At 69.7% G+C, this 15284-nt stretch carries 13 protein-coding genes; 10 read left to right on the top strand and 3 right to left on the bottom strand.

Annotated features, from left to right (window positions below; translation table 11 throughout):
• Positions 1–17 precede the first annotated feature (17 nt).
• A complete protein-coding gene (locus ASE35_RS13065; RefSeq protein ID WP_056180306.1) occupies positions 18–1796 on the top strand; it encodes an endonuclease in 1779 nt (592 codons plus the stop codon).
• A 582-nt stretch (positions 1797–2378) separates the two neighbouring features.
• Here the strand turns inward: ASE35_RS13065 and ASE35_RS13070 are convergent.
• From ASE35_RS13070 to ASE35_RS13080, 3 genes are all read right to left on the bottom strand, one after another.
• Positions 2379–4478, bottom strand: a complete 2100-nt coding sequence (locus ASE35_RS13070) for a WG repeat-containing protein (RefSeq protein WP_057164142.1) — start codon at positions 4476–4478, stop codon at positions 2379–2381.
• Complete coding sequence (locus ASE35_RS13075; RefSeq protein WP_057164143.1) at positions 4478–5656, bottom strand: hypothetical protein; 1179 nt, start codon at positions 5654–5656, stop codon at positions 4478–4480. Before ASE35_RS13075 ends, ASE35_RS13070 begins: the two co-directional genes overlap by 1 nt.
• Positions 5657–6286: 630 nt before the next feature.
• Positions 6287–7297, bottom strand: a complete 1011-nt coding sequence (locus tag ASE35_RS13080; protein WP_057164144.1) for an NAD(P)-dependent alcohol dehydrogenase — start codon at positions 7295–7297, stop codon at positions 6287–6289.
• A 95-nt stretch (positions 7298–7392) separates the two neighbouring features.
• Between ASE35_RS13080 and ASE35_RS13085 the strand changes: the two genes are divergently transcribed.
• The 9 genes from ASE35_RS13085 to ASE35_RS13125 all read left to right on the top strand — a co-directional run bounded on the left by ASE35_RS13085 (position 7393) and on the right by ASE35_RS13125 (position 15117).
• Positions 7393–8316: a LysR family transcriptional regulator gene (locus tag ASE35_RS13085; RefSeq protein WP_057160918.1), complete on the top strand. Its 924-nt coding sequence runs from the start codon at positions 7393–7395 to the stop codon at positions 8314–8316.
• Positions 8317–8384: 68 nt separating this feature from the next.
• On the top strand, positions 8385–8720 hold the full coding sequence (gene cutA / locus ASE35_RS13090; RefSeq protein ID WP_057164145.1) for a divalent-cation tolerance protein CutA: 336 nt from the start codon (positions 8385–8387) through the stop codon (positions 8718–8720).
• Complete coding sequence (dsbD, locus tag ASE35_RS13095) at positions 8713–11169, top strand: protein-disulfide reductase DsbD (RefSeq protein ID WP_162259060.1); 2457 nt, start codon at positions 8713–8715, stop codon at positions 11167–11169. Before cutA ends, dsbD begins: the two co-directional genes overlap by 8 nt.
• A complete protein-coding gene (locus tag ASE35_RS13100) occupies positions 11169–11771 on the top strand; it encodes a TlpA disulfide reductase family protein (protein ID WP_082611268.1) in 603 nt (200 codons plus the stop codon). Before dsbD ends, ASE35_RS13100 begins: the two co-directional genes overlap by 1 nt.
• A 244-nt stretch (positions 11772–12015) precedes the next feature.
• A complete protein-coding gene (gene aroQ / locus ASE35_RS13105) occupies positions 12016–12462 on the top strand; it encodes a type II 3-dehydroquinate dehydratase (protein WP_057164147.1) in 447 nt (148 codons plus the stop codon).
• A gap of 42 nt (positions 12463–12504) precedes the next feature.
• The gene (gene accB / locus ASE35_RS13110) at positions 12505–12984 is read left to right on the top strand and encodes an acetyl-CoA carboxylase biotin carboxyl carrier protein (protein WP_056180332.1); all 480 of its coding nucleotides are present in this window, start codon (positions 12505–12507) and stop codon (positions 12982–12984) included.
• 27 nt (positions 12985–13011) lie between these two features.
• Positions 13012–13449 carry a four helix bundle protein gene (locus ASE35_RS13115; protein ID WP_056180335.1) on the top strand — a complete coding sequence of 146 codons (438 nt, stop codon included), beginning with the start codon at positions 13012–13014 and terminating at the stop codon, positions 13447–13449.
• The gene (accC, locus tag ASE35_RS13120) at positions 13442–14809 is read left to right on the top strand and encodes an acetyl-CoA carboxylase biotin carboxylase subunit (protein ID WP_056180338.1); all 1368 of its coding nucleotides are present in this window, start codon (positions 13442–13444) and stop codon (positions 14807–14809) included. Before ASE35_RS13115 ends, accC begins: the two co-directional genes overlap by 8 nt.
• A 56-nt stretch (positions 14810–14865) precedes the next feature.
• Positions 14866–15117, top strand: coding sequence for a hypothetical protein (locus ASE35_RS13125; RefSeq protein ID WP_157499231.1), 252 nt, complete (start codon positions 14866–14868; stop codon positions 15115–15117).
• Positions 15118–15284 lie beyond the last annotated feature (167 nt).

Genomic DNA, 15284 nt, shown 5'->3' on the forward strand with positions numbered 1-15284 from the left:
GGAAAGGGAGTCGCCCAATGTCGTTGTCATTACGTCGTTCCTGTCTGAGCCTGTCCTGCCTGAGCCTGCTGATGGCCGCCGCGCTGCCCACCGCCGCGCCGGCCGCCGTCTTCATCAACGAATTCCACTACGACGACGCCACCTCCGCGGGCGACGTCGGCGAGAAGATCGAGGTCGTCGCCACCGCCGGCGAAACCCTCAGCAACTACCGCATCTATCTGTACAACGGCTCGACGCCGTCGGCCGCCACCAGTTACGACAACGACCTGCTGCCCGCCGGCAGCCTGGTGTCCTGCGGCGGCAGCGTGCGCATCGGCGTGCTGAGCTATCCCACCAACGGCATCCAAAACGGCAGCAACGACGGCTTCGCGCTGGTCGACGGCAGCGGCAACGTGGTCCAGTTCCTCAGCTACGAGGGCGCGATCACCGCTTCCAGCGGCCCGGCCGCGGGCATGACCAGCACCAACCTGCCGGTCTCCGAAAGCGGCTCGACGGCGGCCGGCACCTCGCTGCGCCTGTCCGGCAGCGGCAGCACCTACGCCAACTTCACCTGGCAGGCCTCGGCCGCGCAGAGCTTCGGCGCCTGCAACGCCGGCCAGACCTTCTCGACGCCGAACCCGGCGCCGACCGTGACCTCGACCACACCGGCCAACGGCAGCAACAGCTTCCCGGCCGCCGGCGATCTGGCGGTCAGCTTCAGCGAAGCGGTGACCCTGGGCAGCGGCGCGCTCACGCTGCAGTGCGCGAGCTCGGGCACGATCGCGCTGACCTACCCGTCCAGCGGCACCAGCTTCACCGCCTCCACCGGCACCGCGCTGGTCGCGGGCGAGAGCTGTACCTACACCGTGGTCGCCGCGCAGGTCACCGACAGCGGCGGCGCGCATCCGTCCGCCAACACCGTGGTCAACTTCAGCGTGGCCAGCGGCGGCGGTGGCGGCGGTTACTACGCCCACGTCAACACCAGCAGCGCCAGCCAGCTGCGTTGCTCGCTGCACGAGACCATCAAGGGCCACACGGTCTATCCCTACAGCGGCGGCACCACCAACACCTGGACCATCCTGGAGATCGCCGACGAGGATCCGAACAATTCCGGCCGCATCCTCGACGCTTATCGCAACCGCAGCTACCTCAAGGTCACCGACCGCGCGGGCAGCGGCAGCGGCCTGAAGTACAACCGCGAGCACACCTGGCCGAACTCGCTGGGCTTCGGCAGCACCACCGGCAACCTCGGCCTGCCCTACGCGCCGTACACCGACACCCACATGCTGTACCTGACCGACGCGACCTGGAACGCCGACCGCGGCAACAAGCCGTACGCGGACTGCACCCTGGCCAGCGGTTGCGGCGAGCGCATCACCGAGGCCAACGCCGGCTACGGCGGCGGCAGCGGCGTGTATCCGGGCAATTCCAACTGGGTCAAGACGCCCGACGGCAACGCCGGCTCGTTCCAGGTCTGGAACCACATGAAGGGCAACATGGCGCGCGCGGTGCTGTACATGGCGATCCGCTACGAAGGCGACAGCCATCCGGTCACCGGCCAGGGCGAGCCGGATCTGGAGCTCACCGACGACCGCAGCAAGATCGTGATCACCTCGTCGTCGCCGGCTTATATGGGCCTGCTGAGCACGCTGCTGGCCTGGCACACCCAGGATCCGCCGGACGCCGCCGAACTGGAACGCAACGAAGTGATCTTCAGCTTCCAGGGCAACCGCAATCCCTTCATCGATCATCCGGAGTGGGCGAGCAATGCGTTGTTCACTTCGAGCAAGCCTGCTAGCTGCGTGTTGATTCCGTAATCGCGGCCCCTGCCGCTATGACGAGCGCCCGCGCGATGCGGGCGTTCGTTTTTTGGGAAGGCGAAACCAGCGGGAGGGGCCTTCTCTAGCTGCAGGTGCCTACTCGCAGCGATGGCCTACTCGCAGCGATAGCCTGCCGCTTGGGATGGCCTGCCGCTTTCTGTGGGAGCGGCGTGAGCCGCGATGACGCCACTTCGGCCACCACGCGGTCGCGGCTCACGCCGCTCCTACAGGGGAACCGTCGTCGTCTGTTCGCAGCAACGCCTACCTCCACGCATCGCCGCGCGGGCTTTGGGGTAGGCGCGACGTGAGTCGCGACCGCGCCACTTCGGCTACGACGCGATCGCGGCTCACGCCGCTCCCACAGGGGAACCGTCGTCGTCTGTTCGCAGCAACGCCTCCTCCACGTATCGCCACGCGTGCTTTGGGGTAGGAGCGACGTGAGTCGCGACTGCGCCACTTCGGCTACGGCGCGGTCGCGGCTTGCGCCGCTGCTACAGCACAGGATCGTGGTCGCCTTGCACGGTCGCGGCGCACGACTTCGCCAAGGACCCGCGAAGATCCCGCGGTCGTTCGCGCGTCTTATGGCATCGCCGCATCCGGCGCGGGATCGGTGCGCACCCATTGCGTGGGCAGGCCCTGGCGCGCGCAGTTCGCGCAGTCCCAGGCCTGGTCGGCGCGCGCGCGGAATTCGAGTTTCGGTGCGGCCGGGTCCTCGCAGGCGTTCTCGAACGTCGCCGCCGCCGGCAAGGGAATGTCGAAACCGTCGTCGCGCGCGCAGTAGTACTCCAGGAACTCGAAATCCGGCCGCTGCTTGCTGGCGATCATGTCCAGGTCGAAGATCACCGTGTCCGCGTCCAGCAACAGCAGCGGCGCGACCGCGCGCGACAAACGACCCGCGGCGACCGCCACGCGCACCTGCTCGGCGCTGCGATAGTCGGCGGGCACGTAGCGTCCGGCGTACGGCGCCCCCTCGCTGGCGTACGGCGCCGGCTCCGTGCGCAGCTTGCGCGACAGCGCCTCGTGCAGGCGCGCGCTGCGTTGCGGCCCCAATCCGGACACCCAGGGCAATTCGCGTTCTCCGCGCATCGGCTGCAGCCGCCCCCAGGCGTCCAGACCCTCCAACCTGTCGTACTCGAACGGAACGATCACGTGGCCCTGCAGATCGAGCGCGCCGTACTTGCCGTTGCGCCTGGCCTCGACGACGGCGAACTCTTCCCAGGGCAGGCCGAGCTTCTCCCAGCGGAAGTCGTACCCGACGCTCAGATACTCGTAGTCGCCAGCGAATACGGGTTTGCCGGTGCGCAGGTCGATGAGCGAGTCGCGCTCGCGCTGCGGGCCGTCGCCGTCGTCGTCGCGCTCGCTCAACATCAGATACGGCAGCGGCAGGCTGGAGTTGGGCGCGGTCTCGCTATAGAGGGGCTCCACGCGCCAGCGGCCCTGGCGATCGACCAAACCGATCTTGTCGCCCTGGCGCACCACGTACAGGCCGAGTTCGGGATAGCGGTCGTACATCTGCGCGTAGCGCGGCGGCAGCACTTCGCTGCCATCCGCGGCGAGCATGCCGTAACGGCGCACGCGGTCCTCACCTTCGATGCCGACCTCGTATTCGTCGGCCTTCGCCTCCGGCGTTTCCGCATTCACACCCCAGGCGTTGTGGGCCGGCTCGATCGAGTCGTAACGCGCCGGCACGCGCCATTTGCCATCGCGGTCGACCAGGCCCCAGAGGCAGTCGCCGGCATCGCTTTTGGCGCGCGCGCCGCGGAACAGGCCGCCGGCGCGATACGGGTAACCGCAGTCGAACGTGGCCAGGGTGCGGCCTTGCTCGTCGGCCAGGGTCCAGCCCGGCTGTACCGCCACGGCGGCGACCACCGGATCGTCGGCCGCGACCGTCGCCGCCGGCTCGCGCGCCGGCGTGATGACCCAGCGCGCGAGGTCGCGATGAAACGTCGCTTCGGAGAAGGTACGCCCGCCCAGAATCGGCCGGCCGCCGCCGTCGACGCCACGACAGCTCGATCGTTGGCCATCGCACACGGCGAAGTAACCCGTGGCGGCGCCGGCGCTGTCGTTGAGCGAGGACACCAGGTGTTCGCTCAACGGCACCACGTAGCGGCCCGTGCGGTCCATCAGGCCCTGCCGACCGGCGTCGCCGACCAGCACCGCGCCCGGCGCATCGTTGACGCTGTCGAGGGTCGGCTTGACCACGATCTGGCCGCGCGCGTCGGCCAGGCCCCAGCGTCGCGCCTGTTCGAACGAGAACAAGCGGGTGCCCGGCAGGTAGCGCAAATCCTTCTGGACCGGCGCCATCAGTGTTTGGCCGCGGCCATCGATCAAGCCGCCGTCGCCGCCCAGCACCGGGCTGCCGCCGACGCCGACGATCAAGGCATCCACGGCCGGATCGACCACCTCCAGGCTGTCGTAGGGGCCACCGATGCGCGCGCCGCGCGCGTCGTATAACCAGTAGGCGCCGTCGCGCTGAGCCATGAAGCCGCCGTTGCCCAGCGCGGTGAGCAAACCGGCCGGCGCCAGCACCACGCGGCCCTGGGCGTCGCGCAGGCCATCGCCGCGCCAGCGCGTCAACTCGTTCTTGACCGAGAAGATCTGCAGCGGCGGCTCCTGCGCCGCGGCGGCGAAGGCGGCCAACGACAGCGCGGCGACCAGCAGCAAGGGGCGGATACGCATCAAGGAACTCCGATGAGGCAGGTAGGAACGAAGCCGTCGCGATGCGCGAGCCAGCGCGCGCGCGCCGCGAGCAGCAAGGGCGCGCCGCTGGCGGCGGGCAAGTCTTCAGGATCGATCTCGAACAGCGTTCCCGGCGCCTGCGCCTTTCCGCCGTTGCAGCGCGCGGCGGCGGCGACGCACAACGCGGCCGCGTCGCCCGGTAGCGTCGGGCCCAACCAGGGCGTCCAGGCACTCACCCCTTGGGCGTCGTGCGCGAGGGTCTGCACGGTGTCGAACACCGGCGTGGACGTACGCAGCAACAGGCGTTCGCTGTCGGCGGCGTAGTAGGCCCTGGCTATCGGCACGGTCAGGCCGGTGCGGCAGTCGATCTTGTGCTCGATGCGCAGATCCGCATCGTCGGGTACCGCAGGCGGCGGCTGTCGGTCGCGCCCCGCGCGCTGCGCGACCTCGATCGTGCCGCCGCCGCGATGGCGCAGGCCGGCCAGGTGCCAGGCGCCGGCCTCGTGGTCGCCGACGGTCAGCCACGGCGCGCCTTTGTAGGGTCCCGCCACCGGGCCCGCGGGCTGCGGCGACGGCATCGAGTCGCGCGCTCGCTCGGCGTCGTACTGCGCGCGCAGACGTTCGTACAGGCCGTTGCCGTCCGATGGAAGCGAGGCGCCGATCGCCTCGAAGTCGTAGGCGTAGTGCCCACCGTTGTCGCTCATCGTCGAACGCGCATCGGCGCCGACCGCGGGATCGCGGCTAGCCGCGCAGGCGAGCCAGATTTCGCTGTGGCTGGGCCAGCGATGCGCGGCCACGTCGGAGCGGGTCAGCGCGATCTGCTGCAACTGGTCGTCGCGGCGGGTTTCGCGGCGCGCGACCAGGTGGTTGTCGCGATCGAGCAAGGACAGCGCGGTGTCGACATAGAGGCCACTTTCGCAATCGATCAGGCGTTCCAGATATTCGTACCAGCCGCGCTGGTGCTGCTCGGCGGTCCAACCGGCGGCGGACGTGCGCGGATAGCGGCTGGCCGATTCCAGCAGACCGTCCGGGCGCAGCTTCTGCGTCGACAGATGGATCGCATGCGCCTGGCTGGTTTCGCCGCCCATGAAGGGCAGCCATTGCGGGCGCTCTGCCGCGGGCGCGGCGGCGGCGAACAGGCATAGCGACCACCACCACCGTCCTTGATGCGACGCCATGCACGATCCTGTTGCGAGTCGGGCGCTCAGGATAACCCGGCGCGATGCGCGGCCCGGCGGCGGATCGCAGCTGTCGATGATGTGCGCGGGTTTTGGGGTAGGAGCGACGTGAGTCGCGACTGCGCTACTGCGGCTACGACGCGATCGCGGCTCACGCCGCTCCCACAGGGGAACCGTCGTCGCCTGTTCGCAGCAACGCCTCCTCCACGTATCGCCGCGCGGGCTTTGGGGTAGGAGCGACGTGAGTCGCGACTGCGGTACCGCGGCTACGACGCGATCGCGGCTCACGCCGCTCCCACAGGGGAACCGTCGTCGCCTGTTCGCAGCAGCGCCGCCTCCACGTATCGCCGCGCGGGCTTTGGGGTAGGAGCGACGTGAGTCGCGACTGCGCTACTGCGGCTACGACGCGATCGCGGCTCACACCGCTCCCACAGGAGAACCGTCGGCGCCTGTTCGCAGCAACGTCTCATCCACGTATCGCCGCGTGGGCTTTGGGGTAGGAGCGACGCGAGTCGCGACCGCGCGACTTCGGCTACTGCGCGGTCACGGCTTGCGCCGCTCCTACAGGGGGTGGAGTTCGCGCATTGCGGGTACGCTGAAATTACGCTTCGCCTTCGCCGCGAAGCTCGATCAATCGAACACGATCACCGGCTTGCCCAACACGCGCTGCTGCGCGACCGAGGCGATCGCGGCGGGGGCGTCGTCGAAGCCGAATACCTCGCCCACCACCGGTACGATGCGGTGGCGTTCGAGCTCGGCCAGGAACTCCGCGAAGTCGCGCGCGCTGCCGACGCTGACGCCGTGGATGTTGAGCTGGTGGGCCATGATCGGCGCGATCAGATTGCCGGCGACTTCGAAGCCGTTGAGAAAACCGACGATGGCGATGTGGGCGTTGTCGGCAGCGGCGCCCAGCAATTCGACCAGGCCCGGGCCGCCGACCACGTCGACGATGCCGTCGACGCCGCGACCGTCGGTGAGTTCGCGCACCGCCGCGGCCAGGTCGGGGCGCTGGCGGTAATCGATCACCGCACTGGCGCCCAGCGCGCGCAGGCGTTCGGCCTTGGCCGGGTCGGCGCTGGTCGCGATCACCCGCACGCCGCGCACCACCGCCAGCTGCATGGCCATCAGCGACACGCTGCCGCTGCCCTGCACCAGCAGGCTCGCACCGGGCGCGAGTTCGAGTTTGCGCAGGGCCGCCCAGGCGGTCAGGCCCGACACCGGCAAGGTCGCGGCCTGGGCGGCGCTGAGGTAAGCCGGCGCCGGCAGCACCGCGGCGGCGGGCAGCACGATCGAACGCGCGAGCCAGCCATCGCGCGGGCCGCCGAGCTTGTGGGCATGGTTCTCGGAGCGGAAGGGACCGTCCAGCCAGGTGCTCGTGTAGTGGCCGAGCACGCGGTCGCCGACCTGCAGGCCGCTCACGCCCTCGCCCAGCGCCTCGATCCGGCCGACGCCGTCGGACAGCGGCACGAAGGGGCGCGCCAGCCCGGGCTGGTAGAGACCGGTGGCCAGGGCGTAGTCGCGGTAGTTGATCGAGGCCGCCTCGGTGCGGATCCGCACCTCGCCGGGGCCGGGCGCGGGCTCGGGCAGGCGCACTTGGCGCAGGCTGTCCAGGCGGTGGCCCTGCAATTGGTAAGCGTCCATGGGGGTGTCTCCGGATCGGGGAGACACAGGCTATTGTTGAAGTAAAAGTAGATATAGGATCAGCCCATCAACTCATCATTGAGTGAATATCAATAATGTTGGGCGGCCTGTACTCCGAGCTCGAGGCCTTCGAGGCCATCCTCACCCAGGGCAGCTTCACCGCCGCCGCGCGCCAGCTGGGCGTGACCACCGGCGCGATCACGCGCCGGCTGCATGCACTGGAGACCCGGCTGGGCGCCAAGCTGCTGAACCGTTCGACCCGCCGCCTCAGCCTCACCGAATCCGGCCGCGACTACTACGCCCAGATCGCGCCCGCGCTGGCCCAGATCGCCTCGGCGGCCGAGCGTGTGCACGACCTGGGCGGCGAACCGCGCGGCGAGCTGCGGGTGTCGCTGCCGATGAACTTCGGCCGCCTGTACGTGATGCCGCGCCTGCCCGCGTTCCTGCAGCGCTGGCCCGGCATCGCCCTGGACGCCCAGTTCGACGACCGCTACGTCGACCTGATCGGCGAGGGCTACGACCTGGCGATCCGGATCGGCGCGCTCGACGATTCGCGCCTGGTCGCGCGCCGGCTGGCCGACACCCGCCGCATCCTGGTCGCCTCGCCCGACTACCTGCAGCGCCGCGGCGCACCGCGCGCGCCCGGCGAGCTGGTCGGCCACGACTGCCTGCACTACACCCTGTTCCGCGATGTGGCGACCTGGGAATTCCACCGCGGCCGCGAGACCTTGCGGGTGCCGGTGCGCGGGCGCCTGCGTTCGAACTACGGCGCGCCCCTGGTCGACGCCGCCCTGCACGGCGGCGGCATCCTGCAGACCGCGACCTTCGCCGTCGCCCAGGAACTCGCCGACGGCCGCCTGTGCGAGGTGCTGCCGGACTGGAGCCTGGTCCCGATCGGCCTCTACGCGGTCTATCCGGGGCGCGAGTACCGGCCGCGCAAGGTCGAGGTCTTCATCGACTTCCTGGAGGAAGCGATCGGCCGGCCCGCGCACTGGGAACGCCTGCTCGCCGGCGGCTGAGCGTGGAGCGGTCCGTGGCCGCATCCACGGTCGCCGCGCCCAGGGGCGGGCATTACACTGCGCCCCTCATGCCCGCACCCTCGCCCGTCCGCCTGGTCTTCAGCAGCTGCCCCGATGCCGCCAGCGCCGACGCGATCGCGCAGGCGCTGGTCGGCGAACGGCTGGCCGCCTGCGTGAGCCGCCTGCCCGGCCTGCGCTCGACCTATCGCTGGCAGGGCCAGGTGGAAAGCGCGGACGAGGTGCAGTTGCTGATCAAGACCAGCGCCGACCGCCTGGACGCCCTGATCGAGCGCCTGCGGGCGCTGCATCCCTATGAACTGCCGGAGGCTGTCGCGGTCGAAGCCTGCGGCGGCCTGCCCCAGTACCTGCACTGGGTGGCCGAACAGACTCGTGACGATGACTGAATTGAAAGCCTTGCTCCGGCGCGCGCGCGCCGGTTACGCCGCCGCTGCGCTCGCGTTCGGCCTGTCCCTGGCCGGCCCGGCCCTGGCGATCGACGAGTCCGATCTGCTGCCGGTCGAACAGGCCTTCGTGCTGAGCGCGGAGGCGCCTGCCGCTGACCGCATCGTGCTGCGCTGGAAGATCGCCGACGGCTACTACCTCTACAAGCACCGCATCTCGGTCAAGGCCGATCCCGCGTTCGCGGCGCAGGCGCTGCAGCTGCCCAAGGGCGACAAGCACAAGGACGAGTTCTTCGGCGAAGTCGAGACCTACCGCAAGGCCCTGAGCGCGACCCTGCCCGGCCGCGCCGGCGCCACCCGCGTCGATCTGCAGATCAAGTACCAGGGCTGCGCCGATGCCGGCATCTGTTACCCGCCGGTGACGCGCAATGTCAGCGTGAACCTGCCCGCGGCCGCGAACGCGGCGACCGGCAACGACGAACCTCTGGTCGCGTTCGGCAACGCCGGCGCAGGCGGCGCGCCACCGCTGGGCGGCGGCCTGCTCGGCAACGCGCCCAGCGCCGCCGCCGGCGCCGATGCGCTGCCGCTGCCGCCGGAACAGGCCTTCGGTTTCGAGGCCATCCCCGGCGACGGCAACACCCTGCTGCTGCGCTTCACCCCGGCGCGCGGCTATTACCTGTACCGCGACAAGACCTCGTTCAAGCTGGACGCGGCCGCGAGCAAGGCCGGCATCGCCCTGGGCGCGCCGCAATGGCCGCGCGGCAGCGCGCACCGCGACGAGCACTTCGGCCAGGTCATCGTGTTCTTCGAGCAGATCGACGTGCCGCTGCCGCTGCGGCGCACGCGCGAGGACGCCGCCAAGTTCGTGCTGACCGCGCACTTCATGGGCTGCCAGACCGACGGCATCTGCTATCCGCCGATGACGCGCACCGTCTCGATCGATCTGCCACGCGGCAAGATCGCGGTGGAGCCGGCGGTCGCGGCGACGGACGCCGCCAATCCGGAAACCGCTGGCGCCGCTCTGGCAGCCGACGCCGAAGCGGCGACGGCGCTCGCGGACCCTGCATCGTCCGCTGCCACGCAAACCGGCGCCGATGTGCGTGCAGCGCAAGCCGATGGGGCCGCGATCCAATCCGCGTCCACCCAGGCCCCCGAGCAAGCCGAAGACAGCCTGCTCGCCGCCGCCCTGTCCGGCCCCAACCGCTGGTTCACCCTGCTGGTGTTCCTGGCGATGGGCGTGGGCCTGTCGTTCACGCCCTGCGTGCTGCCGATGATCCCGATCCTGTCGGGCCTGATCGCCGGCCACGGCCCGGGCATCGGCGTGCGCCGCGCGTTCTCGCTGTCGCTGGTGTACGTGCTGGCCAACGCGGTGGTGTTCGCGATCGCCGGCGTGATCGCGGCCAGCGTCGGCGCCAACTTGCAGATCCTGTTCCAGACCCCGTGGGTGATCGTCGCCTTCTCGCTGCTGTTCGTGCTGCTGGCGCTGTCCAGCTTCGGCCTCTACGAGCTGCAGATGCCGGCCGCGCTGCGCAATCGCCTGGGCAGCCTCAGCGACCGCCAGCGCGGCGGCTCCTGGCTGGGCGTGGCGGCGATGGGCGCGCTGTCCTCGCTGATCGTCGGCCCCTGCGTGGCGCCGCCGCTGGCGGCGGCGATGCTCTACATCGGCCAGAGCGGCGACCAGTGGTTCGGCGGCGCGGCCCTGTTCCTGCTGGCCCTGGGCATGGGCGTGCCGCTGCTCGCGTTCGGCGTGGCCGCGGGCAAGGGCGTGCCGACCAGCGGGCCGTGGATGGTGGGCGTGCAGCGCGCATTCGGCTTCGTGTTCCTGGGCCTGGCGGTGTGGATGCTGTCGCGCATCCTGCCCGGCCCGTTCGTGCTGGCCTTGTGGGGCGCGCTGCTGTGCGGCGCGGCCGCCGCGATCGGCCTGGTCGCCAGCCGCGTCGGCGGTAGCGGAGGTCTGCGCGTGCTGGGCTGGACCGCGGCGCTGCTGCTGGGCCTGACCGGCGCCGCCCAGATCGTCGGCGCCCTGGCCGGAGGCAGCGATCCGCTGCAGCCGCTGGCCGGCCTGCGCGGCGGCGGCGCCGCCGCGCATCGCGAGCTGCCGTTCCGCACCATCAAATCGGTGGCCGACCTCGATCGCGAGGTCGCCGCGGCCCAGGCCGCCGGCCAGCCGCTGATGCTGGATTTCTACGCCGACTGGTGCGTGTCCTGCAAAGAGATGGAGAAATACACCTTCACCGAGCCTGCGGTGCACGAGGCGCTGTCCGGCTTCGTCCTGCTCAAGGCCGACGTGACCGCCAACGACGAACTCGACGCCGCGCTGATGAAGCGCCTGGGCATCCACGGCCCGCCGGCCACGCTGTACTACACCGGCGGCGCCGAGCGTCGCGAGCTGCGCCTGTTCGGTTTCGAGGAAGCGCCCAAGTTCGTCGAACGCGCGCGGCGCGCGCGCTGATGGGGTCGACCGCGAAAGTCCTGCTGGTCGCCGGCATCGCCGGCGTGCTCGGCGCCGGTCTCGGGATCTGGCTCAACGGCCCCGGTCCGCTGCTGCGCACCGAGGCTGGGCAGCGCGTGCTGCAGGGCGTGATCGCCTCGACCGCGCCCGCGCCGCCGCAGGGCCTGGCCGTGGCCTCGCGCGGCGCACCGGTGCCGGTGATCGAGCTGCCTACGCTAGACGGCAAGCCGCTGCGTCTGCCCTCGGCGTACCCGGGCCGGCCGGTGCTGATCAATCTCTGGGCCAGCTGGTGCGGCCCCTGCATCCAGGAAATGCCCGAACTGGACCGTTATGCCGCCCAGCAGGGCGCGACCGGCACCCAGGTGGTCGGGATCGCCCTGGACGACGCCGATGCGGTGCGCGAATTCCTGCGCCGGGTGCCGGTGCGCTACCCGATCGTGCTGGACCGGGCCGGCCCGCGCGACGCCGGCGTGCAGTTGGGCAACCCCAAGGGCGTGCTGCCCTACACCGCCCTGGTCTCGGCCGAGGGGCGGCTGCTGAAGCAGAAGATCGGGCCGTTCGAACCCGGCGAACTCGAGGCCTGGGTCGGCTCGGCGCAGTGAGCCAAGCCCCGGATTGACAGCCGGCCTCGCCGGCGCCACCTTGCCCTTACGCCCATCGCGCCGCCTCCCCGCGCCATCGTCGGCGATTGCGCCGGCAACGTGCTCGGGCGCCGGGAAATTTAGAGTCGCCACTCAAACAACCGCTTAAATCGTAACAACTTCGCCGATTTGGCGGCGAACTTCTGGACATGGCACCGGCCTTCACGCACACTGCCGCCCTTTGAAGGCCACCGCTCCGGTTCCGATGGCGACGCTTCTGGTCCTGCACGGCCCCAACCTCAACCTGCTCGGCACGCGCGAGCCGGAGGTCTACGGCCGCACCACGCTGGCGCAGATCGATGCCGACCTGCGCGGCCGCACCGAGGCCGCCGGGCACCGCTACGACAGCCTGCAGTCCAATGCCGAGCACGTGCTGGTGGACCGCGTGCAGGCCGCGCGCGAGGACGGCACCGCCCTGATCCTGATCAACCCGGCCGCGTTCACCCACACCAGCGTGGCCCTGCGCGACACCCTGGCCGCGGTGGCGATCCCCTTCATCGAGATCCACCTGTCCAACCCGCACCGCCGCGAAGACTTCCGCCGCACCAGCTACTTCAGCGATCTGGCGCTGGGCGTGATCTGCGGCTTCGGCGCGGACAGCTACCGCTACGCGCTGGATGCCGCGCTGCAGCGGCTCGATCCCCAATCCTGAAACCACCGCCCCGTCGCCCGGGGCATTACCTGAGGCCCGCCCATGGACCTGCGCAAAATCAAGAAACTCATCGACCTGCTCGAGGAATCCAACCTCGCCGAGATCGAGATCAAGGAGGGCGAAGAGTCGGTGCGCCTGGCGCGCACGCCTAAGGGCGGCTACGCCGTGGCCCAGCCGATGATGCAGGCCGCGCCGATGGCCGAGCGCCCGCCGCAGGCGATGCCGATGCACTCGCCCACCGAAGCGGCCACCGGCGGCAGCGCCAAGCCCGCCAACGACCTGCCCGATGGCCACGTCGTGCGCGCGCCCATGGTCGGCACCTTCTACACCTCGCCGTCGCCGGACAAGCCCGCCTTCGTCAGCGTCGGCCAGGCGGTCAAGGCCGGCGACACCCTGGGCATCATCGAGGCGATGAAGATGTTCAACCCGATCGAGGCCGACGTGTCCGGCACCGTGCTCAAGGTGATGGCCGAGAGCGGCCAGCCGATCGAGTTCGATCAGCCGCTCTTCGTGATCGGCTAAGGCCGATCACGACGGGATTCGGGATTCGTGATTAGGGATTCGGAAAACCAGCGGCCGCATGAGCGCCTTGAGGTCTGGCGCGATGCTATGTTGCTGGTCGAATCGATCTACCGGATCACGGCTTCATTTCCCGACACGGAGCGATTGGGCCTGGCCTTGCAATTGCGCAGAGCCGCCGTGAGCGTTCCGTCGAACATTGCCGAAGGCGCAGCGCGTCGCTCGCGGCAGGAGTACCTGCGATTCCTAGCGATAGCGCGCGGCTCGCTCGCCGAGGTCAGCACTCAGTACGAGATCGCGCGCCGCGTCGGTTACCTCACCGAGGACGCCACGGACGCCGACCTGATGGACCGAACGTTCGCCCGTCTAAATGCCTTGATCCGCTCACTCGACTCATCGCCGCGCGCCGTCAGTGAGACGCACGCGCCTTACGAATCCCTAATCTCGAATCCCAAATCCCATGCTTGATAAAGTCGTCATCGCCAATCGCGGCGAAATCGCGTTGCGGATCCTGCGCGCCTGCCACGCGCTGGGCATTCGCACGGTCGCGGTGCATTCCACCGTCGACCGCAATCTCAAGCACGTCGCCATGGCCGACGAGTCGGTCTGCATCGGCCCCGCGCCGTCGACCGAGAGCTATCTCAACATGGCCTCGATCATCGCCGCGGCCGAAGTCACCGACGCCCAGGCGATCCACCCCGGCTACGGCTTCCTCAGCGAGAACGCCGACTTCGCCGAGCGCGTCGAGCAGTCGGGCTTCATCTTCATCGGGCCCAAGGCCGACACCATCCGCCTGATGGGCGACAAGGTCGAGGCGATCCGCGCGATGAAGGACGCCGGCGTGCCCTGCGTGCCCGGCAGCGGCGGCCCGCTCGGCGACGACAACGCCACCAACATCAAGATCGCGCGCGAGATCGGCTACCCGATCATCGTCAAGGCCGCCGGCGGCGGCGGCGGTCGCGGCATGCGCGTGGTCCACACCGAGGCCCACCTCAACGCCGCGATCCAGACCACCAAGTCCGAGGCCAAGGCCGCGTTCGGCAACGACATGGTCTACATGGAGAAGTTCCTCGAGAACCCGCGCCATGTCGAGATCCAAGTCCTCGCCGACGGCCAGGGCAACGCGATCCACCTGGGCGAACGCGACTGCTCGATGCAGCGCCGCCACCAGAAGGTGGTCGAGGAAGCGCCGGCGCCGGGCATCAGCCTCGAGCAGCGCGCCGAGATCGGCAAGGTCTGCGTCGAGGCCTGCATCCGCATCGGCTACCGCGGCGCGGGCACGTTCGAGTTCCTGTACGAGAACGGCCGCTTCTACTTCATCGAAATGAACACCCGCATTCAGGTCGAGCACCCGGTCACCGAGCTGGTCACCGGCATCGACCTGGTGCGCGAGCAGTTGATGATCGCCGCCGGCCACAAGCTATCGATCAAGCAAAGCGACGTGGTGCTGTCCGGCCACGCGATCGAATGCCGCATCAACGCCGAGGACCCGGACAGCTTCCTGCCCAGCCCCGGCCTGATCCAGCACTTTCACGCCCCAGGCGGCCCGGGCGTGCGCGTGGACAGCCACATCTACGAGGGCTACCGCGTTCCGGCCAACTACGACTCGATGATCGGCAAGCTGATCGTGCACGGCCCCGACCGCGAAACCGCGATCGCGCGCATGCGCGTGGCCCTGAGCGAGATGGTCGTGGACGGCATCAAGACCAACATTCCGCTGCAGCAGCGGATCCTGTCCGACGCCGGTTTCCAGCAGGGCGGCATGAACATCCATTACCTGGAAAAGCGCCTCAAGGAACAGAAGGAAAAGTCGATCTCGATCGTCTGATCCGATCGCCGGTAGCGGACCTTCCGACGGCGCTGGAACACCGGCGCCGTCTTCGCATGGGGAAGCCTGTGGGCATCAGTATCGAAGTGGTGCTGGCCCTGGTGTGCGCGGTCACGTTCTTTCGCGCGGGCCGCATCGAGTCGGTGGGCGCGCAGTACGACTACAGCTACTGGTGGGCCTTGATGTCGATCGCGCTGTCCGCGCTGGTCCTGATCGTCATCAAGGCAGCTTGGCTGGCGCTGCTGCTATGCCAGATCGGCCTCTTCCTCGGCATCGGCGTCTATCGGGCTATTCGCGATCCAACCTGATCGGCGGCCGATGGCGGAAACGATCAGGGCCGCCCAGTAGGCGGCCCTGCGGTTCAAGCGTCCCGGCGCGCGCTAGCGCCTGGGATGAGCGACCGTCGCGGATTCGCATTCGATCCGCGGCGCGGCCCTGGCGGCGCGACGATGCGCGCGCTCAATCCAACTGGCGC

The organism is Lysobacter sp. Root916, from assembly GCF_001429785.1.
Taxonomy (GTDB): domain Bacteria; phylum Pseudomonadota; class Gammaproteobacteria; order Xanthomonadales; family Xanthomonadaceae; genus Lysobacter.

Excerpts from the sequence above, each read along its gene's own strand:
- ASE35_RS13065 (WP_056180306.1), top strand. The coding sequence starts at position 18 with ATGTCGTTGTCATTACGTCGTTCCTGTCTGAGCCTGTCCTGCCTGAGC.
- ASE35_RS13070 (WP_057164142.1), bottom strand. The coding sequence starts at position 4,478 with ATGCGTATCCGCCCCTTGCTGCTGGTCGCCGCGCTGTCGTTGGCCGCC.
- ASE35_RS13075 (WP_057164143.1), bottom strand. The coding sequence starts at position 5,656 with ATGGCGTCGCATCAAGGACGGTGGTGGTGGTCGCTATGCCTGTTCGCC.
- ASE35_RS13080 (WP_057164144.1), bottom strand. The coding sequence starts at position 7,297 with ATGGACGCTTACCAATTGCAGGGCCACCGCCTGGACAGCCTGCGCCAA.
- ASE35_RS13085 (WP_057160918.1), top strand. The coding sequence starts at position 7,393 with ATGTTGGGCGGCCTGTACTCCGAGCTCGAGGCCTTCGAGGCCATCCTC.
- cutA (WP_057164145.1), top strand. The coding sequence starts at position 8,385 with ATGCCCGCACCCTCGCCCGTCCGCCTGGTCTTCAGCAGCTGCCCCGAT.
- dsbD (WP_162259060.1), top strand. The coding sequence starts at position 8,713 with ATGACTGAATTGAAAGCCTTGCTCCGGCGCGCGCGCGCCGGTTACGCC.
- ASE35_RS13100 (WP_082611268.1), top strand. The coding sequence starts at position 11,169 with ATGGGGTCGACCGCGAAAGTCCTGCTGGTCGCCGGCATCGCCGGCGTG.
- aroQ (WP_057164147.1), top strand. The coding sequence starts at position 12,016 with ATGGCGACGCTTCTGGTCCTGCACGGCCCCAACCTCAACCTGCTCGGC.
- accB (WP_056180332.1), top strand. The coding sequence starts at position 12,505 with ATGGACCTGCGCAAAATCAAGAAACTCATCGACCTGCTCGAGGAATCC.
- accC (WP_056180338.1), top strand. The coding sequence starts at position 13,442 with ATGCTTGATAAAGTCGTCATCGCCAATCGCGGCGAAATCGCGTTGCGG.
- ASE35_RS13125 (WP_157499231.1), top strand. The coding sequence starts at position 14,866 with ATGGGGAAGCCTGTGGGCATCAGTATCGAAGTGGTGCTGGCCCTGGTG.